This window comes from Synechocystis salina LEGE 00031 (assembly GCF_015207985.1).
Lineage (GTDB): Bacteria > Cyanobacteriota > Cyanobacteriia > Cyanobacteriales > Microcystaceae > Synechocystis > Synechocystis salina.
This window is the reverse complement of the sequence record NZ_JADEVV010000029.1, coordinates 1-22,825: the sequence shown is the minus strand read 5'-3', so window position 1 is coordinate 22,825 and position 22,825 is coordinate 1. Positions and strand designations below refer to the sequence as shown.

The following is a 22,825-nucleotide window of genomic DNA, read 5'->3' as shown; positions in this document are numbered from 1 at the left end:
CTGTTCATCAACATATTTTATTGGAGAAAAAGTGGTCATGGCAGTACGTTTTTTGTTCAACTTGGCCTTTGCTGCTGTGGCCACAGCTTGCCTTTTAGGGGGTACGGAATGGCGCCAAATATCTTCAGCCCAGTCCTCCCCAGGGGCCATCTTGGATGGAGAAAATAAAACCACGATCGCCACGGCCCAGCAATATTTTAATCAAGGTCTTAAGCATTATCAGCAGGGTAGCCTAACAGATTTTCAAGTGGCCCAAAGTTCCTGGGAGCAGGCATTGGCCCTCTGGCGCCAGGAAAATAATTTACCCCAGGTGGCGGTCACTTTAAATTTTCTTTGTTTGGTTCAGCGTCAGTTGGCCCCACCGGCGGTGGCTTTGGCTTGTTATCAAGAGTTATTAACCGCCGCCCAAACCTTGGAGGATACCCAAACCGAGGCTAATAGTCTGGTGGCGATCGCCCAGTTGCAATTACAACAGGGTAGTTACCAGGAGGCCTTTGAAAGCCTAGAAAAGTCTTTAGCGCTTTGGCAAGAAGCCAACTTTAAAACCGGGGAGGTGATTAGTCAGAACGAATTAGGGCAAATGTATTTTATCTTGGGGGCAACGGCCCAGGCTGAGTATTTTTATAACAAGGCTTTGGAGCAGGCCCAATCCTTGGGAAACCGAGGTAATATCGCTGGTATTGAACATAATTTAGCGCAGGTTAAATTCACCAGTGGGGATATAAAAGGGGCTTTAGCCCTGGAAGAAAGTGCTTTCCAACATTGGCAAAGTTTGATCAACGACCTTGGCGATCGGGCCACACCGGATCTTGTGCGGGGGCAGGCGGCGGGATTAAATAATCTTGCTTTTATGCAAGTGCAAAATCAACAACTTAATACGGCCAAAGAAAACTATCAAAAAGCGTTGATTATCTGGCAACAATTGGGGGATAAAAATGGGGAAGCCAGTAGCTTAAATAATTTGGGTTATCTAGCCTTTTTGCAGGGGGATTTACCCACAGCGCTCGATTACTATCAACGGGCTTTAACCCTAAGACAAACGACTGGCGATCGCCTGAAGGAAAGTTTAACTCGCTATTGGTTGGCGGTGGCTTGGAAGCAACAGGGAGAAGTAGAGCAGGCCATGGCAGAAATTGAAAAGGCAATTTATTTAGTGGAAAACCTGCGGCAAGCCATTGGCAACGATGATCTAAGGACCAGCTTTTTGGCATCCAAACAAGATTATTATCAGTTCTATATTGATCTGTTAATGGAACAACATCAACGGGAACCTAATCAAGGCTGGGACGGAAAAGCTTTGGTGGCCAGTGAATCAGCCAAAGCTAGATCTTTGTTGGATATTTTAGCCCAAACTCCGGGGAAAATTACCAAGGGAATTTCTTCTCAGTTGTTAAACGAAAAAGAAACCATTGAACGACAACTCAATACCCTACAGGAAAATAAAATTAAGTTATATAGTTCTAATTATGATCCGCAAAAACAAGCAGAACTAGACCAGACCATAACGGATCTATTGCAACGGTATGACCGAATTTTAGGGCAGATTGAACGACAAAACCCCGACTACAGCGCCCTTACCCGTCCCCAACCGTTGAACTTGCCCCAAATCCAAGCCCTCTTAGACGATGAAACTCTGTTGTTGGAATATGCCCTGGGGAGAAAGCGTAGTTATCTCTGGGTGGTGGGTCAATCCAGTCTGCGGAGTTACGTGCTTCCCAAGGCCGACCAGTTGGACGAAGCCATTAAATCCTTTCGTCAATCTTTTTTGGAGCCCACCCAGCGCATTCGTCGCCCCCTGGCCGTTAGCCAAGGAGCCCAGTTATATGGCCAGTTAATTCCTGATCCGGCAGTGATTGCAGGAAAAAGATTACTGATTGTGCCCGATGGTGTATTGCAATATCTACCCTTTGGGGCCCTGGTGACAGACAATCCCCCCAACCAGCCCCCCACCTATCTAGTCGATCGCCACGAATTGCTCACCATGCCTTCCGCTTCCACCCTAGGCATTCTGCGGCAAAATACGGCCCAGAGGGAACCGGCCCCCAATTTGCTGGCCGTGTTTGCGGATCCAGTATTTACCGCCAGCGACGAAAGGTTAGGCCCGGCGATCGCCCGTCGTCCGGAAAATTTGCCGGTGGATTTGGAACTGTCCGCCAGGGATGCGGGGGTTTATTTTGACCGACTCCCCTACACCGAACAGGAAGCCGAGCAACTGATCGCTCTCTTTCCCCCGGAAGCAAGTTTAAATGAATTAGGTTTTGAGGCCACCAGGGCCCGGGTTTTTGCCGACACCATGGAGCAATACCGTTTTATTCACTTTGCCACCCATGGCATTCTCAACAGCAAAAATCCCCAACTGTCGGGACTAGTGCTTTCCCTGCTCAATCCCTCCGGGGAGCCGATCAATGGCTTCGTGCGTTTGTACGATATTTTCAATCTCAACCTACCAGCGGATTTAGTGGTGCTCAGTGCTTGCCAAACAGGGCTTGGTCAGGAAGTGCGAGGTGAAGGACTGATTGGCCTGACTAGGGGGTTTATGTATGCCGGGGCTGCCCGGGTAGTGGTCAGCCTTTGGAGTGTGGACGACGAAGCCACCGCCCGTTTGATGACGGAATTTTACCGGGGTTTACTGCAACAGCAAATGGCCCCCGCCGCCGCTCTGCAATGGGCCCAGCAAAAATTAAAGGAAGACCCCCGTTTTGCTTCCCCCTATTATTGGGCCGGTTTCACCCTCCAGGGGGAATGGCAAAATTTGCACCCCAGTGGTCAGTTGGCCAAGGGCACGTCCCCGGCTTCATCGGTACCGACAAAAATAATTGGCACATCGCTGAATTGATCCAGTCCCACGGAGCCTAACAATTCCACCAACTCTTCCCGTTGTTCCGGCAAACTGGCCACAATCATGAGGGTGTCTTGCCAAATGCCCTGGTTGGCATAGAGGGTAGCCTTGCCCAGGGGCTCATTGGTTTCTTCAATCTCCTCTGTTACCTCAACGCTCAACTCCCGGTGTACTAGTCCCGCTTCCACGGCACTGCCCACCACTTGGTTATCGATGGTGCAATTAACGGCAAATGCCCAGGCATATTCGCCGCCCGGTTCCAGCGCTACATCTGTGGGAACGGCGATCGCCAAAATAGTTTCTCCTTCTGGCACTGCTACGGTTTGGCTATGGATTAATTCCCCGGCCCCATCTACGAGGACAAATTCCCCTTCCACCCCTCTGTTAGCTGGTACATAAACAAACAGACTAGGGTTAGCCGTGGCGGTAAACGTATCTTGACTGGGAGCAACTATTCTGAGGTTGGTGTTGGCCTGGGTAAAACAACTGCCGCCCCTAGTGCCTCCCCCTCCGGAGCTTTGGGTGGTGCCTCGATCGCCAGCTTGGGGGAATTTCAAGCTAACTAGGGTTTCTTCTGGGGTCAAACCAAAGGACAAATCATCAACGCCAGAAGCAATAGTCTGGGGGGCAGTCACCGTAAAGGTTAGGGCACTGGCTAAAAAAAGATGGAAAGGATGATTAACCATGGCAAATTTAGGGATTGAGGACTTATTGTTCCAGCTTAGCCTAGGTCTACCCAGGGCAACGAGGGGATGTTCGGTGGCAGGACTGACCAGTGAAAATTCTCCTTGGCTGGAGGCTAAGGGGTCTGCAGTGGAGCAAAAACCGTTTAAGGACGATAAATTCCCACTTTTGGTACTATTTGGGGGCCAGGGGGCTGATAATTGCAGCCAAAACCATAATCCCCTAACCACATTAAGCCGTGACGAATATTCTCCGTTCCCCCCTCAGCAAAATATTGCCATAGGGAGTGAACTGCGGTGAGGGGCACCGTGGACTGGTCCATCAGGGATGGATCCGGGCGATCGTCCCCCGGCAAGACAAATAGTTTCAACTCTGGTTTGGTTTGCGTTAGTTCCCCCAACACTTCTAAGCCGTAGGGCCAATAACTTTTTCCCCCCAACAGCCGCACCACAATCACCTCCGCATGGCTCAACACCCGATCGCCGTAGTCATCGAGGGAAAAGGACTGTTGTAAATTAAGCAAATTACAAACCCGCAGGGAGGGAAAATTTCCGGGCAACCGGGACCACACCCTGGCGATCGCCTGAATGTCAGTGTCGGCGGCGGTTAAAAAAATTAGTGGGGCCGGAGTTTGCTCAATGACAATAACCCCTTCCATGGTCGGGGTCCAGCCACCGGGAAGACTAGCAAGGCGATGCATAATAGTTGAAAATATATGGAAATAAATCTATGAACTAGCAGGGACTAGCAAAATAATTTTCTTAAAAAAACCTTAGATCTTTAAAAATACTTAGATTTTGACGAGTTAGGCAAAAACCTAGGCATGATAGAAAAAGAAATCCATGGGGCTTGGTCCTTGAATGCCGCTGCCCAGTCTACGTTCAATTCGGCATGCTACCTGCTTTTTCCCCCATTTTCCGTCGACTTTTACCTGTTGTCACCTTTGAACGCTTGCTCCGTTTTTGGCGTACCATGGCCCAACAAACAGGGGATGGGGTGCAGTGTTTTGTGGGGGATTTACCCAGCAGTTTGAAACCTTCCCCTGGACCATCGGTGCTTGATGCCGAGGTCGACCACCGTTTTGCACTCCTCGTTAGTCCAGGGCAATGGGCTTTATTGGAAGGAGAACAAATTTCCCCCCATCATTATGCGGTGTCGATCACCTTTGCCCAGGGCATCATCGAAGATTTTATCAACAAGCAAAATTTGCCCGTCGTAGCAGAGGCTATGCCCCACCGGCCAGAGGAACAGTCTGGTCCCAGCATCGCCGAACAATTGACCCTGGGTCTACTGGAAATTCTCAACAGTGACAGCACCAGCTTTTCCCCAGAGCCTTCCCTCCAGGACAGTCTGCAGGCCAGCCAGGTAAAAGTGCTCAGCCAAGTCATTGCCCAGATTCGTCAAAGCTTAGACTTGGCGGAAATTCTCAATAAAGCCGTGACGGCGGTGCAGAAATTTCTCTTTGTCGATCGCCTAGTTATTTACCAATTCCATTACCATCAGCCATCCCTTGCTTCAGTGGGGGAAGAGTCAACATTGGCCCCCAAGCCCCGCCAGCAATATGGAGAGGTAACCTATGAAGCACGGCGATCGCCAGAAATTGACACCATGCTGGGAATCATGACTGAAAATGATTGTTTTTCCCAAGTCCTCAGTTACGAACAAAAATACCTCAAGGGCGCTGTGGTGGCGGTCAATGACATTGAAAACCACTACTCTTCTTCCTACTGTTTAGTCGGACTGCTGCAACGCTATCAAGTACGGGCTAAATTAGTGGCTCCCATTATCGTTGAAGAGCAGCTTTGGGGTTTGTTGATTGCTCACCAGTGTCACCATCCCCGGCAATGGTTAGATAGCGAAAAGAATTTTTTGGGTCAAATTGGTGAACACCTAGCCGTGGCGATCGTTCAGTCCCTACTGTACAGTGAAGTGCAAAATCAGAAAAATAACTTTGAAAAACGGGTAATTGAACGGACCAAGGAATTGCGGGATACGCTCATGGCAGCCCAGGCTGCCAACCTCCTTAAAAGTCAATTTATTAATAATATTTCCCACGAATTACGTACTCCATTAACTAGTATTATTGGTCTTTCTGGCACCCTATTGAGGTGGTTTGACCATCCCACCTCTTTGCCACCGGCCAAGCAACAATATTACCTGCTGAATATCCAAGAAAATGGCAAAAAATTGTTGAATCAGATTAATAACATTATCCAACTTTCCCAGCTTGAATCTGGTCAAACAGCCCTCAACATTCAATCCTTTTCCCTACACACCCTAGCCCAGACCGTGATCCATTCCCTAATGGGGGTAGCGGTTAAGCAACAAATCAATTTAGAGCTAGACTACCAGATTAATTTAGGCCAGGATCAATTCTGCGCTGACCAGGAAAGGCTCGATCAAATTCTGACCCAATTACTCAACAATGCACTGAAATTTACCCCGGCGGAAGGCACAGTTATCCTCCGCATTTGGAAAGAAAAGAACCAGGCTATTTTTCAGGTGGAGGATACAGGCATTGGCATCAATGAACAACAGTTGCCGGTGTTGTTTGAAGCCTTTAAGGTAGTTGGAGACAGCTACACTAGCTTTTATGAAACCGGTGGGGTGGGCCTTGCTTTAACTAAACAGTTGGTGGAGCTCCATGGCGGTTACATTGAAGTGGAATCCAGCCCAGGACAGGGGACAATTTTCACCTCCATAATTCCCCAACAGAGTTTACCCCTAGCCACCAAGGGACCAGTCCAGGATAAGTTGGATGCGGTTATGCCCTTTAATTCCAGTGTGATCGTCATTGAACAGGATGAGGAAATTGCCACACTGATTTGTGAATTATTGACTGTGGCTAACTACCAAGTCATCTGGTTAATTGATACTACCAATGCCCTGCAACAGGTAGAACTGTTACAACCGGGTTTGATTATTGTGGATGGGGATTTTGCCGATGTCACGGAAGTAACCAGGGGAATTAAAAAGTCCCGGCGCATTAGTAAAGTTACAGTTTTTTTGTTGAGTGAGTCCCTATCCTCAGCGGAGTGGCAAGCGTTGTCCCAAAAGGGCATTGATGATTACTTGCTTAAACCTCTCCAGCCAGAATTACTTTTGCAACGGGTGCAGAGCATCCAACAGGAACCTCTCCGCTAAATTTGTTGATGGTTAGTACTTTGTCTGTGGGCAGATGATTTTTGGGGTTTCCATCCTCGAAATACCGGTAACATATTAAGATTGAGGGGAGTTGCAGGAAAACCGATGAGTAAATTTGATAGCGGATTACCCAGTGTCCGCCAAGTACAGCTTTTGATCAAGGATCAAACCCCGGTGGAAGTCAAACTACTAACGGGGGATTCCATCTTCGGTGTTATTCGTTGGCAAGATAGCGATGGCCTAGGGCTAGTCGATGACTCGGAACGTTCCACCATTGTGCGCCTAGCGGCGATCGCCTACATCACCCCCCGCCGTTAGGAATTAATAATCCAGTCAAAGCAATGAATGGCCAAAGATATGATTAAACAACATTGTTAAACCATGTTTTTGTGGCCCGTTGATAGAACTAAGCTAATCTCCATGGCCGGCACCTGTCCCAGAACTCTGTCCTTTTTTCCTCCCAAAGTCAGCCCTTCCACTCCGAATTAACTCCCCCATGAGCATCCAAGAAATCTTCGCTAAAGCCGTCCAGGATGGATACCTTACCCCCGCTATGGAAGCAGAAGTGGGTCGTCTTTGTGAAAGTGGGGTGGATTTGGATCAAGGGGAATACGAAGCGCTTGATCGCCTGATGGCGGCCCTATTGGCCGGGGATGTGGTGGCCATGCCCCACAAACAGTTTATTAACGTCATGGAAGAAATGGTTCTGACGGAGGTGGTTTCCCAGGTGTCTAAGTATCAGAAAACCACGGAAAAACAACCTGATATTGCCGACATTGCCGCCTATGCCCTCAACCGCTTACCGCCTCTGTACGCCACCTCCGAAGAAGGGGCCGAATATCAACGTCAACGGGCCTCCGAAGAACTGGAATTTCTCATCCAACAACAGGTGAAAGAAGGGCTGGGTCGATACTTTGATCGTCCTCAAATCGCCGACCGTAAGCCCCTAGAACCATTGGTTAAGCAGGATTTGATTAGCCAAATGGCGCTCTTGCTAGAAGCCTTAGCCCAGGACTAGCCACACCATGAAACCGGGGCCATGGCGGTGAACTACGATAAAGTTAGTACAAAGTAGTGAGAAATTTAAGGAAACCTAGGCGACTGAGGAGTTAGTCCAGTGGTTCGATTGGATTAGAGCAAATCAAGAACTGCCATAGGGCAGGGAGAGGCCCTAGGTTCCCGGCCATAGGATTGATCTATCCGTCGATGGCTATCCTTGGCATGGTAATGATTAGTTGGCCTGCTGTGGCCGATTCTGCCCTAGTTTATTCTCCCCAACTATTCTTTTACCGTTCCATGGCAGCCCCGGCTGATGCTGTGAATTAATTGGGCTTAATTCGAGATGGGTTTTCGTCGCTATCAAAGTTTTGCTGCTTGGATTCTAACTGTTGTTCTCACCACCACTGTTACCGTCGGGGTTGCGTCTCCAGCGGGGGCCCAATCCTGGATGAATTTATTGCTCCAAGGGCTACAGGTGATTCAACTTTCCAATCTTTCTGACCAGCAGGAAGTACGGTTGGGGCAACAGATTAATCAGCAACTCTACCAACGGGGAGAATTTCGTCCCCACGGCGATCGCCAATTGCAGGGTTACATCGACGAAATTGGCCAACGGTTAGCCCGCACCAGTAGCCGACCCAATATTCCCTACACATTCCAGGTGGTGGATGACCGCAGAATTAACGCCTTTGCCACCATGGGGGGGTTTGTTTACATTAATACTGGCCTGATTGCCGCCGCCGAAAATGAAGCCGAGTTAGCCAGTGTCATCGCGCACGAAATTGCCCACATTGCTGATCGGGACGCCGTAACTAGAATGCGGGATGTGGGCCTTTCCCAGGGATTAATTTCCGCCGCTGGTATGCGGGAAAATAACATTGTCCAAATGGCAATGCAACTGGGCTTCAATCTGCCCATGAGCCGGGAAGATGAATTAAACGCCGATGCCATGGGGTTAAGGAATCTAGTGCGGGCAGGCTATGCCCCCGCAGGCATGGTTAGTTTTATGGAAAAACTACAGCGACAGAGTGGCGCCGCTCCAGAGTTCCTCAGCAGTCATCCCCTCACCCAAAATCGCATTACCTCACTGCAGAGGAGCATTCCGCCCCAATACCTTTACCAAGGGGATGGGTTGGACTCCCAAGCCTATAGCCGCCGCATTGGCCGTCAGGTCCCCACCCTCCGTTAGGGTAATTCCTCTAGCAAAACAGTGAAGGTGACGGTGGACCCCAATCCTTCCCCCATGCTAAAAAAAGCCACCTTGCCCCCCATTGTTTCCACCAGCTTTTGGGAAATTACCAGTCCCAATCCTGTACCTCCATAGGCTTTGGAATGGGAGCCATCAATTTGAACAAATTTTTTAAATAACTTGGACTGTTGCTCCAGGGAAACCCCAATCCCCGTGTCTGCCACGCTCACTTTTAATAATCCTGGTTTTTGCACCCCTTCCCAAACTACAGTGCGAGGTACCACTTCCACCGTCACTGTGATACCCCCTTCATGGGTAAATTTGAGGGCGTTGCCGACAATATTCAGCATCACCTGCAGCAACCAACGCTGATTGCCGTAAACCGCTAGGGGTCTTTGGGGAGGAGCCGTTAGGCAAAAGCTGAGGCCCTTATTTTGGGCTTGGGGTAGGGCAAAATTTTCCGTCGCCTGGAGTACTTCACCAAAATCCACCACTTCCAATTCAATGCCCACTCGCCCCGCTTCAATTTTGGCTAGGTCGAGGATGTCGTTAATTAAATTCAGCAGCAATAGGGCAGACTGGTAAGCTTCTTCGATAAATTCATGCCTTTCTGCTTCAGAATCTGCCATGTCATCTAAAATTAGCCGCAAAAAGCCGATGATGCCATTTAACGGGGTGCGGAGTTCGTGGGTGGTGCTGGCCAGGAATTCACTTTTGAGTCGGGATGCTTCCTCCGCCGCTTTGGTGGCCTGTCTTAATTCTTGGTAGAGGGTGGCATGGGCGATCGCCGTTCCGGTTTGCTCGGCCAATTCCTGGAGCAGGGCTTCCGTTTCTGGATGCCAGGGGCCGGGGGCTGGGCTCAGTTGTTGCAAACAGAGATAGCCATTGGCTTGGTCTTGGTAGAGGGTAGGGAAAATCCACAGCCCCGCCAAATCCTCCCCTTGAAACTGGATATCGTAGAGGGTGAGGGGTTGGTGTTGCTCAAATAGCCGCCGCCAAATTTCACTTTCCTCCGGCACAATCAGGTTGGTGAACGCCGCTACCGTAGGCTGGCAAAATTCCGCTTCAATCTGTAGGTGACGACTTTGGGTATCTCTGGTCAACAACAGGCAACGGCTTACCCCCAAGGTAGAACCAATACTATCCACCGCCTCTTGCCAAATGGTTGGCAGATGGAGGCTATTGCGTCGGATCCTTTTGGCGATCGCCGTCAGTTGGGAAATAACAGGGGGGTGCAGAGGATCCAAAGAAGAAAATCTGAGGGTGGATTCCGTTAAATCGCTCGGCTGTCCCATGTCAAAAAGTGGTTAAGTGATGGAGTCAGGGGAAGAAATAGCACAACCAACCATGGAGTCTATCTCTCCCTGAGAAAGCCAGAAAAATTAGTCGTTCCACTCTCCCCGGGGGGGAACAGGGGGATTGCGGCGTAAGTTGCGGGTTAGCTCATCATCCCGTTGTTTTTCCCCCCTTAGCCATTGCTTCACAGCCATTTCAATTACCCGATTCGGCTCATTGGTCAAATGCTGAATTTGATCCATCAGATCCGAGTCCAACTGAATGGAAACTTCTATTTTTTCAGAGTCCCGAAGCGAGGCGGAGGTATTATCATTCATGGCTTTAGAAACGAGGTCTTCACCAATTATACTATCCCATCAGTTTCAGGCCAGGCGGATATAATATATGGAACTTCAGGAAAAGTTACCAATTGGGAAAATCCATCCAGATTGAACAATTTTTGTAAACTTCCTGCCGCCTCCAAGTTATCAACGCCAGTTCCATAACTCTGCCATGTTAGACGCCGTTATTATTCTCCTCTCCATTTTCACCTTTGCAGGGGTCGGCTTCGCCGTGGTGGATCTGTTACCGGATTCCGTACAGATGCAGATTTCTAACATGGACGCCCTGCGATGGCTGGCGGCAGGATTCATGTCCATTATCGGCTTGGCGATCGGGCTAGTGGCCCAAACTACCTATCGCAGATTGGAAAACCAGATTCGTCAAACTCCCATTGAAACCATTCTCACCAGGGCAGTGGGTTTGGTCATTGGTTTGTTGATTGCTAACCTCATGCTTGCCCCCATCTTTCTGTTACCCATTCCAGGGGAATTTTCGTTTATTAAGCCCACCCTGGCAGTGTTTGGCAGTATTATTTTTGCCTTTCTTGGCATTAGTTTGGCCGACACCCATGGCCGCACCTTCATGCGCCTCATTAACCCCAATAGTATTGAAACCATGTTGTTGGCCGAGGGCACCCTCAAACCCATCGCGCCCAAAATTGTTGATACCAGTTGCATTATCGACGGCCGCATTGAACCCCTATTGGCCACCGGTTTTATTGAAGGTCAGGTATTAGTGCCCCAATTTGTCTTGGCGGAACTGCAACAATTAGCCGATGCGAGCAACGACCAAAAACGGGTGCGCGGCCGGCGGGGCTTGGACATTCTGGGCAGTATCCAGGCAGATTTTCCCGAAAGCATTGTCATTCATTCTGCTGATTATGACGACATTGCCACCGTGGACGCCAAACTAGTCCATTTGGCTCAGGAAATCAATGGCATTTTACTGACCAATGATTACAACCTCAGCAAAGTTGCCAATTTGCAGAAAGTACAAATTCTCAACGTTAACGATTTAGCCCAGGCAGTGCGCCCCATTTACCTGCCAGGGGATTCCCTCGCATTAAAAATTGTCAAACAAGGCAAGGAAGCTTCCCAGGGAGTAGGTTATCTAGAAGATGGCACCATGGTGGTGGTGGAAGAAGGACGCAACCATGTGGGCTCAGAACTGCAGGTCATTGTCACTTCAGCTTTACAAACCTCCGCTGGTCGGATGATTTTTGCCAAAACTCCTTCAGTACTAGCTTCGTAGGCGCACAATCCCCCTTCCTCGGGCAGGGCAAAAACTATTTTCAGTGGCATTTGCCTGTTTAGATCAGCCTTTGCCTAGGGAGCGTCCTGCCATTGGGGAGCCAAGGTAATAAAATCAAAAACCTCTGCCCCGGGGTGACAAGTGACACAGGTATTGCTTGTTACCTCCTCTGGCATAGGAACCCTTGGGTGTAGAGCCTTAAAAAAGCGTGATTTCTCCGCATAGAGGGGAACTGGAGTATTGGGAGGCAATGGTCGAGAGAAGGTACTCACATAATCCCAAATGAGTAACTGGGTCAGACGATTAATATTAGGGATGCTGACCCCATAATGAACATCCGGACGGCGCAAAATTTCCTGCCAGGACTCCAGGGGCAACACTTCCGGTGGCAGAGCAATGTGACAGCCAGTGCAGGTTTCAATATAGGACTCAAAACCGGGCAGGTAACGGGTCGGAATCGGATCAACGGAACGGGGATTGTCAGGAATAACTGGGGGCAAATTCTGTGGAATGCTTGCCTGGGCTATTAAGCTATCCTTCGGTTGGCCATGGGGAGCCCAGGTCTGGGCCATCGCCCAACCACCACTAAGGGAAAGGAAAATGAGAACTAATCCTGTCAGAACCACTGGCCAAATTCGCATGGTTGTTTCCGATTACACCAATCCATCAATTAAGATCATTTGTCCGGGGACATGGTCCGAAGACCCCACAATTTTAGCAGTCCCCACCGGCACACCGTTTTTTCCCCTCTTCTCTGAGCCCAAGATCCATAGCTGTGCCTGCTTGGAATTTAGAAAAGAATAGGGCAGAGATTTTACGTCTACGGCCATATAGCTAAGCGGCAGATCCGCCATAAATCTTAATTGCCCCATTCCGGAAAGTCAAAACCCAAGATTTATTGGCCCAAGGGAGAAAGAAATAGATTTGTTATTTACTAGAGCCCTGTCCAAAGCGCCATTGTATGCCTGCGGAGAAGCGAGTGCCCGGCTCCGCCAGTAATTCTCCCAAATCAAGCTGACTGGTGGCATTGGTGCCCATTAAATCGATCGCCAAGTTTTCCAAAGGGAATAGTCTTAAACCGGCTGACCATACCAGTCTTTCACCAGTCACAAGGGGAGTCACTTCCGCAATTAGTTGTATGACAGGGGAAATCTGATAATTCGCCCCTAACCCCAAACCCACCGGAGTTTTGCCACCAGTAATTGCAGCCTTGGGAGAAAATAGCAAAGCTAATTGATTATTGACTTCATACATAAAGGGAAATTCAAGCATAAAATATCCTTGTTCTGCTTCACTGATATCACGACCACCAGTCAAACGGCCACTGATTGAGAGGGGATCCCCATCGGCTTGGTTTAAAAATAAAAGCTTGCCCCCTAAACGCCATTGGGTCGCTGTTCCCTGGGATGAGTCTATAACTGATTGGGTGTCAAAACCACCAATGGAAGAAAGGAGCAACTCCATTTGGAAATTTTGCAAAACGCTGTAAAAAATTCCTCCACCCACACTGCCCCCCGTATCCGCTGTAAAACGTATGCCGAAATCATCGGTGGGAAAAACGTAGGGAGTTGTGAGGGTAAACCAGTCAAACAATAGTCTTTTTTGCCGGTCGGTATAGTCAACATGATGAACCTCTTTGCCCAGGGGGGCTATTTTGAACTGAGCTCCCAGCAAAATTTCATTAGCAGCGGTGGGTAAAGTTAAAACACCGGTAGCCGGGGTACCGCCAAAGGCGTTGGTTAAGCTCAATTCAAAACCTACAGCTTTACTAAATGCATAACTAGCACCGAAAGACCAAATGGGAGTTTTAGATATTTCCCTAGATGTGTTGATAGAATTGCCGCCCGATAGGGGAACCACGGTATTGCCAAAAAGAGAAAGTTGCTCGGAAACACGCCAATTTGCTCCCAATCCCACGCTAAAGACCGTGCCGTAAAAAGGAACGCTATTGAGACTATCAGAAAAGATATTAACTGCCGGTGTAAAAGTAACCTGAAATTGTTCACTCAAGTTATAAGAAATGGGGAGTTGTACGGTCCCGGCAACAGTTCTACTCAAGGTGGGAGAAGTGGCATTATTGAATAGTCCAGGGCCACTATAAATTTGAAATTGCTCAATGGAACCTAGGACGCCGATACCCCAATTTTCATCGCTGTAAATGTTGTATTTTAGGTTAGGACCCGTGGATTGATATAACTGCTCGATAAAAGATCCATTAACAGCGTTGTAGGTCGGGTCGTCATTGTACATAAAAGACCAACCGACTTGGAGGTCATTGATTAGTCCCCAGTCAGCATAAATAAAATAGGTTTGATTACCCGTACCTGGCCCACCAAAGGTTTGGGTCTGACCAAATGTGCCCAGTACTTGTCCCTGCAAAAGTTGGTTGGCTGTGGGCAGGTGTAATAGTCTTAAAGGTTGGCGTAATAAAGGTGTGGTAATTTCAGGCTGTTTTTGGGGAGATTCTTCCGCCCCTTGCTCTCGGATAAATTCAACACTGTCAAGGGTTTCGGTTTCTATGATTTCAACTTCTGTTGTTTCTATTTGATCAGTCTGAGCTACTTCTATTTTTTCTTGACTACTATCGTTTTCTATTGCTGTTTCTATAATTTCAGTGGTACTTTCTTCGGGAGAAAATGTGGGGTCAATGGGGCCAGTAATAATCTCGAGTTTGTCAGTTTGGGTAAGGTGAGAAGATTCTGTAACTGTTGTTTCTACACTTGTTCCTTCTGCTCCTTCTCCGCCGATCGCCGTTGCCTCAGAAAGCATTAAAGTTTCTTCAGCTGATAATTCTCCTTGACTAACCTCCTCCCTAACTTCAACTTCTAGGGTTTCCTCTGTGCTGGCGATCGCCATAGGGGCTAAGAGTAAACCTTGGCTATGGGAGCGGACGGCCCAACTTTGTTCCTGGGCATTAAGACTAACTTCCACCACACCCCGGTCTAATTGTTTAATTTTGAGGCGACGTTTCATCAGAGTGCCATCGGGGCCGGCATTGTCCTGGTTGATGGGGATGGAATCGGCTAGTTTTACTCCTTCTACCACTAGAGCTAAACGATTGGTGCGAGGATCTAAGATCAGCTCAGCGGCGGTTTGTTGCCCATTAATATGCAAAATTACGTTATCAACGGTGAGAGTAATGGCTTGGAGAACGGCAAAATTATCTTCCTCTTCTTCGACAATTAAAATGGAACGATCGCCGGATTGACTGGGACGTTGGCTAACCAGGGTTGCTGGGAAAAGAGGAGTAGTCGAACTGTAATAGTTGTTTGAAGTGAAGATAGGGAGAATTTTTTTGTTGGAGACCAATGATAGGTCAGCCAAAGCCGGCGGAGAACTGATACTATGGTGATCCGTGTCGCTACTCCAGGCTCCGAGCATTAACCATGCCCCTAGTAGACCAAGCGCCTGAGTTGGTTTTTTGAAAGCCATGTAATTATTCCTCACTCAAAACTCACACCCATCAGAAGACATAATATCCCTATTTTTTAGAATACGTATTAATTTCGGCCAAAGCTGGAAATAAATGTTTTCTTTAAGTTTGTTTGACGGCGATCGCCACAAAGCCACGGATTTCTCTTCATTATTCTCAATTTTTTGCTTGTAATTTTCTATGTCCCTTCCCATCGTCGCCATCATCGGCCGCCCCAATGTGGGTAAATCCACCTTCGTTAATCGTTTAGCCGGCAACCAGCAAGCGATTGTCCATGATCAGCCAGGCATCACGAGGGACCGTACCTATCGTCCAGCTTTTTGGCGAGACCGGGATTTCCAAGTGGTAGATACGGGAGGGTTAGTGTTCAACGATGACAGCGAATTCTTACCAGAAATCCGAGAACAGGCTAACTTGGCCCTAGCGGAAGCGAAAGCGGCCATTTTTGTGGTGGATGGACAACAGGGTCCCACCGCTAGCGACGAGGAAATTGCCCAGTGGCTCCGGCAACAATCCGTCCCGGTAATTTTAGCGGTAAATAAATGTGAATCCCCTGACCAAGGTGCTATTCAAGCGGCGGAATTTTGGCATTTGGGGCTGGGGGAACCTTACCCCATGTCGGCCATCCACGGTAGTGGCACAGGAGATTTACTCGATGCTCTGTTGGAATATTTGCCCCCCACCCAAGAGGAGTTGGAGGAAGATGAGATCAAAGTGGCGATCGTCGGCCGTCCCAATGTGGGTAAATCCAGTTTGCTCAACGCTTTAACTGGAGAACAACGGGCCATTGTTAGTCCAATTTCCGGCACCACCAGGGACGCCATCGATATGGTGGTGGAACGCAACGGCCAAAAATATCGCCTGATTGACACTGCCGGCATTCGGCGGAAAAAGAATGTGGACTATGGCGCAGAATTTTTTGGCATCAACCGGGCATTTAAGGCTATTCGTCGGGCCGATGTGGTCTTATTTGTACTGGATGTTTTGGATGGGGTAACAGAACAGGATCTGAAATTGGCGGGGCGCATCATTGAAGATGGCCGGGCAGTCGTACTGGTGATCAATAAATGGGATGCGGTGGAAAAGGACTCCTACACCATTTACGAACATCGGGAGCAGTTGATGGCTCGGCTTTATTTCATGGATTGGGCCGAAATGATTTTTGTCAGTGCCCAAACCGGCCTACGGGTACAAAAAATCCTTGATTGTGTGGATATTGCCGCCCAGGAACATCGCCGTCGGGTCACCACCGCCGTGATCAATGAAGTGCTGGAAGAAGCCGTTAGTTGGCATTCTCCCCCCACCACCCGCCAGGGTAAACAGGGCAAAATTTATTACGGCACCCAGGTTTCTACCCAACCACCGGCGATCGCCTTATTTGTGAACGATCCCAACCGGTTTAACGACAATTACCGCCGCTATATTGAAAAGCAATTTCGTAAACAACTGGGCTTTTTCGGTTCCCCCATCCGATTATTCTGGCGGGGTAAAAAAGTGAGGGAAGTGGAAGGTAGTCGTAACCGTGCCACCAAGGTCTAAGGCTTAAAATGGTTGACCCTTTACAGGTTGACTTGCAAGGTTTTAGTCTGCTCTCAAATCGCCCCTAAAAGTTCCGGTAATATTGGGGAACTTGTATCTGGTTTCCAACTAATTTCCTGGCCAGTTTTTATTGGATAAACCTCACTAGGCTCCACCATTGTCTTGATTTTGCCAAGTACTACGCCAGGCCAATTCCGCCTTGGCCGTTACCTGCTGTCGCTCTAACTGACGATACTGCTTTTCCAGTTTGGTCAGATCCTTTAGATAGGTGTGAATTTGTTTACGAATTAAACCCAAATTAACGTCACTAAATTCGAGATCTTTCAGCCGTAAATTCAGGGCTGTCAAACGACTAATTTGTCCCCGTTTAGACCGCTGAATCAATTCCTCTATGGCTTCTGGGGAGAGGTCTTCATCGTCATCGTTTTCCGTATCTTCTTCGCCTTCGTCAGTGGAGGGTGGGGAGACATTTTCCGACTCGGGCTTTTGGGCTTTTTCAATCAATAAATTGACCACGTGGGGCATCTTTTCTCGGTTGGGGGCTAGGCGGTCATCTTCCGACTGTAGGGCCATTTCGAGAATGTGTAGGGGAAGATTGGGGGGAATAATTTTACTGGCAGTGAGCAAACGATTAATGTTCATTGACAGGGCCACCACGCTGCGGTGCAGGATTTTTTCGACCTGTAAATGCCATTTTTGTAGATCCTCGGGGGTTTTGATCACCGTGGGTGCTTTCTCCTCCGTGGCTCCCATTCCTTGGGGCAATAGCATTTCTAGGGATAGGCCTTCTTTCTGTAAAGCTTGGCTGAGAAAGTCTTTGATTTCCTGTAGGTCTGGAACATTGCTATCTTCTGATTTTTTCTCTTCTGGGTTATCTCCATCGTTCCCCAATAGGATCAATTCCTCGGCGTCCTCTGTATTCCCCTCCGGTTCCGGCACAATCTGCTCCTGGCGGGAAGAGTCCAAAAAAATCCCTTCCTTTTCCAGGTTTGCTAGCAGTTGATCATAAAACTTGGCGATCGCCGTGCGTAATTGGCTCTGAAATTTGTGGCGGGGACTATAGTCTAGCTGGAGAAAAGCATCGGGATAAATTTGCGTACAAATCTGATAAACGGCATAGACCCCCTGTTGCTGGAGAATTTGCCCCAGGCGCTGGGCATACTGGTCATAGGTGGCAGCAAAGTGATGCCCCAGGATCGCCGTTTGATTTTCAATCTGAGTTAACTGCTCACGGATTTTAGGGATAGAACGGGTCATGGATACTAGTCTAACAACAGAGCGAGGCAATAGGACTAGATTTTATCCCAGTGACCAAACAGATCAGGTCGTATAATCCGCATTGATCCGTACATAGTCGTAGCTCAAATCACAGCCCCAGGCAGTACCCTGGCCCGAACCGGTGCCCAGATCCACTTGAATTAACACTGTGTCCTGCTGTAAATAAGCTCCAGCGGCGGCCTGTTTGAGATAATTGCTGGCGGCGGAACGGTCAAAGGGTAAGGGTTGCCCCTGGTCCATGAGAACGTAATCCCCTAATTTAATCCGTAGATTATTTTGGTCAAACTTGACTCCGGCTCGCCCCGCGGCCCCGGCAATGCGCCCCCAGTTGGGGTCCCGGCCAAAAATAGCAGATTTCACCAAGGAGGATCCGGCAATGGTTCTGGCCACGGCCCTACCGGCTTGGTCGTCGGGGGCCCCAGTGACTTGAATTTCGATCAAACAGGTGGCCCCTTCCCCATCCCTGGCGATCGCCTTGGCCAAATGTTGGCAAACAGCGGTGAGCATGGCTTCCAATTTCTCGGCATTGGGGCCCATTTCCGTAATGGCGGCGGTGCGGGATTCCCCATTGGCTAAGGCAAACAAACTGTCATTGGTGCTAGTGTCCCCATCTACCGTCACTTGGTTAAAGGTTTTTTGGGTGGCTCGGCTCAGCATCTGTTGCCAGAGGGCAGTGGAAATGGCCGCATCACAGGTGACAAAGGCCAGCATGGTGGCCATGTTGGGGTGAATCATGCCGGATCCCTTGGCAATGCCCCCCATCCTTACCGGTCGACCGTCAATTTTCGTTTCCAGGGCGATGGTTTTGGGCACCAAATCTGTGGTCATAATTGCCTTTGCGGCCTTGTCGCCGCCATTGGGGGCAAGGGATTGGATTAATGGCGCAATACCCTGGCGTAACTGCTCCATTTTGATCCGTTGGCCAATGACCCCAGTGGAAGCCAGCAGAATACTTTCGGGGGAAATGTTTAGTCCCTGGGCCAACAGTTGGGCCGACTCCACCGCATCGTCCCAGCCCTGTTTGCCGGTGCCGGCATTGGCTTGCCCGGAATTGACCAAAATAGCTCTGGCACTGGCCTTAGCCTGTAACCGTTGGCGGCAATAGTCCACACAGGCCGCCCGCACTTGACTGGTGGTAAAAACTCCGGCGGCGATCGCCTCAGTTTCGGAGTAAATCAGGGTTAAATCCGGGGAACCGGACGGTTTTAGCCCCGCCGTGATGCCTGCCGCCTTAAAACCTTTGGGGGCGGTGATGTTGCCCTCAATTACCTGCCAGTCAGCCATAGGAAAAGCCTGCCACATTCTCAAACTCAGAGGTCAATCATAGCAGTTCTGCTTGGGGTTAATTATTGGTCATTTAACCCTGGTCAGGAATTGCTGATTTTCTAGTCAATTTTCCCTCGCCCTCACCTGAGGATGGGATCAATAGCCCAATAATTGGCGAATTTCTGCTGCTTTTTCCAATTCCCCTTGGCGATCAAGCAAATTAATCGCTTGGATCATGTCCTCTAGGGATTCTTCCACTGCACCCTGCTCTGACCGAATGCCAGCCCGGAGAATAAATGCATCGGCATTGGAGGGATTGAGGCGAATGGTACGGTTTAAATCAGCCAAAGCCCGTTCGTAATTGCCCACCATGGTATAGGAGAGTCCGCGAAAATAATGGGCCTCTTCAGAACGGGGATCAAGCTCTATGGCCCGGTCAAAATCGGGAATGGCTTGGCGGGGTTGCTCTAACCCCAATTGGGCTTGGCCTCGACAGATCAAAAGATCTACATCCTGGGGATCAAGCAAAATTCCCTGGCCACAATCATCGATCGCCCCTTGGTAATTATTCAGTACTCCGTGGACGTTAGCTCGATTGAAATAAATGGCTGGATCGTTGGGGCTCAGGGCAATGGCCTGGTCAAAGTCCGCCAAGGCGGCGGTGTACTGTTCGATCACCATATAGGCTACCCCCCGCAAATTATAGGCATCGGCATTCTGGCCATCGGTGTCGATCACCTGGGTAAAAATGGCGATCGCCTTAAGGGGGGAACCATTTTCCAGTTCCGTAAATCCCTCCAACAACTTTTGTTCTATGGCAACGGCGGAATCCCTTTCCTGGGCAATAAAGGGAGGAGTCAGGGCCGCCCGACTAGGTAAAACTCCCCCTAGGCCAGGGCCCAAGGCACAAAAACCGACGGTGGCGATCGCCGTTAGGGAAAGGAAAAGGGGACGAGGCAAACAAATCATGGCAGGCAACACTGGGCGGAGGAAGAAAAAATGTCTCCTTTATTTAATGATGATTTAAAGACTGAAATTAATCCCGCTTTTTGTTGACAAAGTAAGGATTTTTAACAAATTTTCACAGTCGTCAATGATAGAAAAATTTTTACCCTACTCCCCCCGGAGCAAAAAGCCAGTTTTGCCCAGCCGTGCTATGTTGTTTTGTTGTCTGAAAACTGAGCCATTGTGCACCGCCATCCATCGCATCATTAATAGTTAAATTGTATGATTGCCCATCGCCGTCAGGAGCTAGCCCAGCAATATCACCAGGCCCTACACCAGGACGTGTTGCCCTTTTGGGAAAAATATTCCCTTGATCGCCAGGGGGGAGGTTACTTTACCTGTCTAGATCGTCAAGGCCAGGTTTTTGACACAGATAAATTCATTTGGTTACAAAGCCGTCAGGTATGGCAATTTGCCGTTTTTTATAACCGTTTGGAACCAAGGCCCCAATGGTTAGAAATTGCCCGCCATGGTGCTGATTTTTTAACTCGCCACGGCCGAGATCAAGACGGTAATTGGTATTTTGCTTTGGATCAGGAAGGCAGACCCCTGCGTCAACCCTATAACGTTTTTTCCGATTGCTTCGCCGCCATGGCCTTTAGTCAATATGCTCTAGCCAGTGGAGAGGAAGAAGCCAAGACCATTGCCCTCCAGGCTTACAACAACGTTCTACGGCGTCAGCATAATCCCAAAGGTCAATACGAAAAGTCCTACCCAGGCACTAGGCCGCTCAAATCCCTAGCGGTGCCGATGATTTTAGCCAACCTCACCCTAGAGATGGAATGGTTATTGCCCCCCACCACAGTGGAAGAAGTGTTGGCCCAAACCGTCAAAGAAGTAATGACGGATTTCCTCGACCCGGAAATAGGATTGATGCGGGAAGCGGTGACTCCCAATGGAGAATTTGTCGATAGCTTTGAAGGGCGTTTGCTTAACCCAGGGCACGGTATTGAAGCCATGTGGTTCATGATGGACATTGCCCAACGCTCCGGCGATCGCCAGCTACAGGAGCAAGCAATTGAAGTGGTGTTGAACACCCTGGAATATGCCTGGGACCAAGAATTTGGCGGCATATTCTATTTCCTCGACCGCCACGGCCACCCTCCCCAACAACTGGAATGGGACCAAAAGCTCTGGTGGGTACATCTGGAAACCCTGGTTGCCCTAGCCAAGGGTCACCAAGTCACCGGCCAAGAAAAATGCTGGCAATGGTTTGAGCGGGTCCATGATTACGCTTGGAGTCATTTCGCCGATCCTGAGTATGGGGAATGGTTTGGCTACTTGAATCGCCGAGGAGAAGTGTTACTCAACCTCAAAGGAGGTAAATGGAAAGGCTGTTTCCACGTACCCCGAGCTCTGTGGCTCTGCGCCGAAACCCTCCAACTTCCGCTTGGTTAATTAATTGTTCTTTAATACCTACATTCCGCACATAGTACACCTTCGTCTGAAATCGAGTACGACGGCAAGCCTATTTCGGGGTTTGCCTCTTGACTCCCAGTCAATCAATACTAGAAAACTACGCTATTTGTAGTGTTTTCCCGAAAATTTAGTAACTATTGGTAGAGCCTGCGGAATGTAGGTTTTAAGGATCTTTGAGATAACGGCGATCGCCTAGAGAACAGCTACTGGGTTAATACAGTTTGCATGATAATGTTCTGATTATTCGTTTCGCTGGGACTATGTTTGATGGGATTGGCGATCGAATTCAATCTTCTTCCTGTGAATTTTCAGCGTCATTAATTAGGGCAATAAGTTCTTGGGTTAGATTGAAAAAATGACTTTTGTTAAATCCCCGACTCCACTGGCTCAAAAGTTTGATGAATTTGAGGAATCTCTTCCTTTGAAATGGAAATACCAGATCTTCACGGTTTTTATTTTCATGCCAGCATAGGAAATTTTCAAGGAATTTTTTTAGATTGATTATTTCTTCAGTAGTAAGTTGAGGCTGAAACAAACGCCATTTTAATTCGACTTCATGACGTTTTTCATGGCATTCTCGACATAAGCCTAACAAGGTTTGATCAGGATATTGCCAAGGATAACGTCCATAACGATAGTAACAATGATGGATTTCTAGTGTTTTATTAGTTGCTCCACAATTTTCGCATATTTCTGTACAACGCTCTAGAATTCTTTCTCTTTTTTTTTGCCATCTTTTATCTGAAAGTAATGTCTGATAGCTGGGGTTAATATAGGATGGTTTATGATAATTATCTATGGGATAAAATCCACATATAGCTAATTAGGATAATTATGAGACGTTAGGCTATGCAGTAATCTTGAATAACCTTATCTATGCTAGTACCAGGAGGTGCGTGCATTCTCGCCCTCTTTAATGCACTAAAGTCATGCTCTATATCATTCAAATCTGGAGAATAAGTTGGCAAAAATAACACAATGTGTCCTGCAGACTCTACTATTTCCCTAATCCTTATTTTTCGATGAATGGGGGCATTATCCATAATCAACACCGACGTCATTGTCAATGCTGGTATTAAAAAGAATTCAAGCCATCCTTCAAAACCTGTTGCATTTAAGCTTCCGCTGAATAACATCGGCGCTATTAAGTCTTTTTGCATTT

18 protein-coding genes are annotated in these 22,825 nt (G+C 48.5%); 8 read left to right on the top strand and 10 right to left on the bottom strand.

The features are described from left to right. The first annotated feature begins 37 nt into the window (after positions 1 to 37). Entirely contained in the window at positions 38 to 2,836 is a 2,799-nt protein-coding gene (locus IQ217_RS11150; protein ID WP_228024036.1) for a CHAT domain-containing protein, read from the top strand. Here the strand turns inward: IQ217_RS11150 and IQ217_RS11145 are convergent. Together IQ217_RS11145 and IQ217_RS11140 are read right to left on the bottom strand one after the other, a co-directional pair. Continuing rightward, on the bottom strand, positions 2,767 to 3,525 hold the full coding sequence (locus IQ217_RS11145; RefSeq protein ID WP_194019999.1) for a DUF928 domain-containing protein: 759 nt from the start codon (positions 3,523 to 3,525) through the stop codon (positions 2,767 to 2,769). The two genes, IQ217_RS11150 and IQ217_RS11145, sit on opposite strands and share 70 nt — an antisense overlap. Positions 3,526 to 3,668: 143 nt before the next feature. Further along, the gene (locus IQ217_RS11140) at positions 3,669 to 4,223 is read right to left on the bottom strand and encodes a cobalt chelatase (protein ID WP_194019998.1); all 555 of its coding nucleotides are present in this window, start codon (positions 4,221 to 4,223) and stop codon (positions 3,669 to 3,671) included. 191 nt (positions 4,224 to 4,414) lie between these two features. Between IQ217_RS11140 and IQ217_RS11135 the strand changes: the two genes are divergently transcribed. The 4 genes from IQ217_RS11135 to IQ217_RS11120 all read left to right on the top strand — a co-directional run bounded on the left by IQ217_RS11135 (position 4,415) and on the right by IQ217_RS11120 (position 8,855). Then, positions 4,415 to 6,667 (top strand): hybrid sensor histidine kinase/response regulator, encoded by a 2,253-nt coding sequence (locus IQ217_RS11135; RefSeq protein WP_194019997.1) that lies wholly within the window; start codon positions 4,415 to 4,417, stop codon positions 6,665 to 6,667. A 105-nt stretch (positions 6,668 to 6,772) separates the two neighbouring features. Then, complete coding sequence (locus IQ217_RS11130; protein WP_190598756.1) at positions 6,773 to 6,985, top strand: Hfq-related RNA-binding protein; 213 nt, start codon at positions 6,773 to 6,775, stop codon at positions 6,983 to 6,985. A gap of 178 nt (positions 6,986 to 7,163) precedes the next feature. Beyond that, on the top strand, positions 7,164 to 7,685 hold the full coding sequence (locus tag IQ217_RS11125) for a late competence development ComFB family protein (RefSeq protein WP_190598757.1): 522 nt from the start codon (positions 7,164 to 7,166) through the stop codon (positions 7,683 to 7,685). Positions 7,686 to 8,009: 324 nt separating this feature from the next. Next, on the top strand, positions 8,010 to 8,855 hold the full coding sequence (locus IQ217_RS11120; RefSeq protein WP_194019996.1) for a M48 family metallopeptidase: 846 nt from the start codon (positions 8,010 to 8,012) through the stop codon (positions 8,853 to 8,855). Here the strand turns inward: IQ217_RS11120 and IQ217_RS11115 are convergent. After that, positions 8,852 to 10,150 (bottom strand): GAF domain-containing sensor histidine kinase, encoded by a 1,299-nt coding sequence (locus tag IQ217_RS11115; protein ID WP_190598759.1) that lies wholly within the window; start codon positions 10,148 to 10,150, stop codon positions 8,852 to 8,854. The genes IQ217_RS11120 and IQ217_RS11115 overlap by 4 nt on opposite strands. Before the next feature lie 87 nt (positions 10,151 to 10,237). Next, positions 10,238 to 10,468 (bottom strand): hypothetical protein, encoded by a 231-nt coding sequence (locus IQ217_RS11110; RefSeq protein WP_190598760.1) that lies wholly within the window; start codon positions 10,466 to 10,468, stop codon positions 10,238 to 10,240. 175 nt (positions 10,469 to 10,643) lie between these two features. Between IQ217_RS11110 and IQ217_RS11105 the strand changes: the two genes are divergently transcribed. Continuing rightward, positions 10,644 to 11,723: a PIN/TRAM domain-containing protein gene (locus IQ217_RS11105; RefSeq protein WP_194019995.1), complete on the top strand. Its 1,080-nt coding sequence runs from the start codon at positions 10,644 to 10,646 to the stop codon at positions 11,721 to 11,723. A 74-nt stretch (positions 11,724 to 11,797) separates the two neighbouring features. On the opposite strand, the gene IQ217_RS11100 is transcribed toward IQ217_RS11105, so the two are convergent. Both IQ217_RS11100 and IQ217_RS11095 read right to left on the bottom strand, forming a co-directional pair. Further along, entirely contained in the window at positions 11,798 to 12,364 is a 567-nt protein-coding gene (locus IQ217_RS11100) for a hypothetical protein (protein ID WP_190598762.1), read from the bottom strand. Positions 12,365 to 12,650: 286 nt separating this feature from the next. After that, positions 12,651 to 15,155 carry a hypothetical protein gene (locus IQ217_RS11095; protein WP_228024037.1) on the bottom strand — a complete coding sequence of 835 codons (2,505 nt, stop codon included), beginning with the start codon at positions 15,153 to 15,155 and terminating at the stop codon, positions 12,651 to 12,653. Positions 15,156 to 15,336: 181 nt separating this feature from the next. Here IQ217_RS11095 and der point away from each other — a divergent pair, with 181 nt between their 5' ends. After that, positions 15,337 to 16,695: a ribosome biogenesis GTPase Der gene (gene der, locus IQ217_RS11090; protein WP_190598764.1), complete on the top strand. Its 1,359-nt coding sequence runs from the start codon at positions 15,337 to 15,339 to the stop codon at positions 16,693 to 16,695. 144 nt (positions 16,696 to 16,839) lie between these two features. Here der and IQ217_RS11085 read toward each other — a convergent pair whose 3' ends face one another. The 3 genes from IQ217_RS11085 to IQ217_RS11075 all read right to left on the bottom strand — a co-directional run bounded on the left by IQ217_RS11085 (position 16,840) and on the right by IQ217_RS11075 (position 20,208). Then, positions 16,840 to 17,952: a hypothetical protein gene (locus tag IQ217_RS11085; protein ID WP_194019993.1), complete on the bottom strand. Its 1,113-nt coding sequence runs from the start codon at positions 17,950 to 17,952 to the stop codon at positions 16,840 to 16,842. Positions 17,953 to 18,015: 63 nt separating this feature from the next. Beyond that, positions 18,016 to 19,275 (bottom strand): bifunctional ornithine acetyltransferase/N-acetylglutamate synthase, encoded by a 1,260-nt coding sequence (argJ, locus tag IQ217_RS11080; RefSeq protein ID WP_228024038.1) that lies wholly within the window; start codon positions 19,273 to 19,275, stop codon positions 18,016 to 18,018. 120 nt (positions 19,276 to 19,395) lie between these two features. After that, positions 19,396 to 20,208 carry a tetratricopeptide repeat protein gene (locus IQ217_RS11075; protein ID WP_228024039.1) on the bottom strand — a complete coding sequence of 271 codons (813 nt, stop codon included), beginning with the start codon at positions 20,206 to 20,208 and terminating at the stop codon, positions 19,396 to 19,398. A 258-nt stretch (positions 20,209 to 20,466) separates the two neighbouring features. Between IQ217_RS11075 and IQ217_RS11070 the strand changes: the two genes are divergently transcribed. After that, positions 20,467 to 21,642 carry a n-acyl-d-glucosamine 2-epimerase gene (locus tag IQ217_RS11070; protein WP_194019990.1) on the top strand — a complete coding sequence of 392 codons (1,176 nt, stop codon included), beginning with the start codon at positions 20,467 to 20,469 and terminating at the stop codon, positions 21,640 to 21,642. 863 nt (positions 21,643 to 22,505) lie between these two features. Here the strand turns inward: IQ217_RS11070 and IQ217_RS11065 are convergent. Continuing rightward, a partial coding sequence (locus IQ217_RS11065) for a transposase (protein WP_194019989.1) occupies positions 22,506 to 22,825 on the bottom strand: 320 nt, incomplete at its 5' end.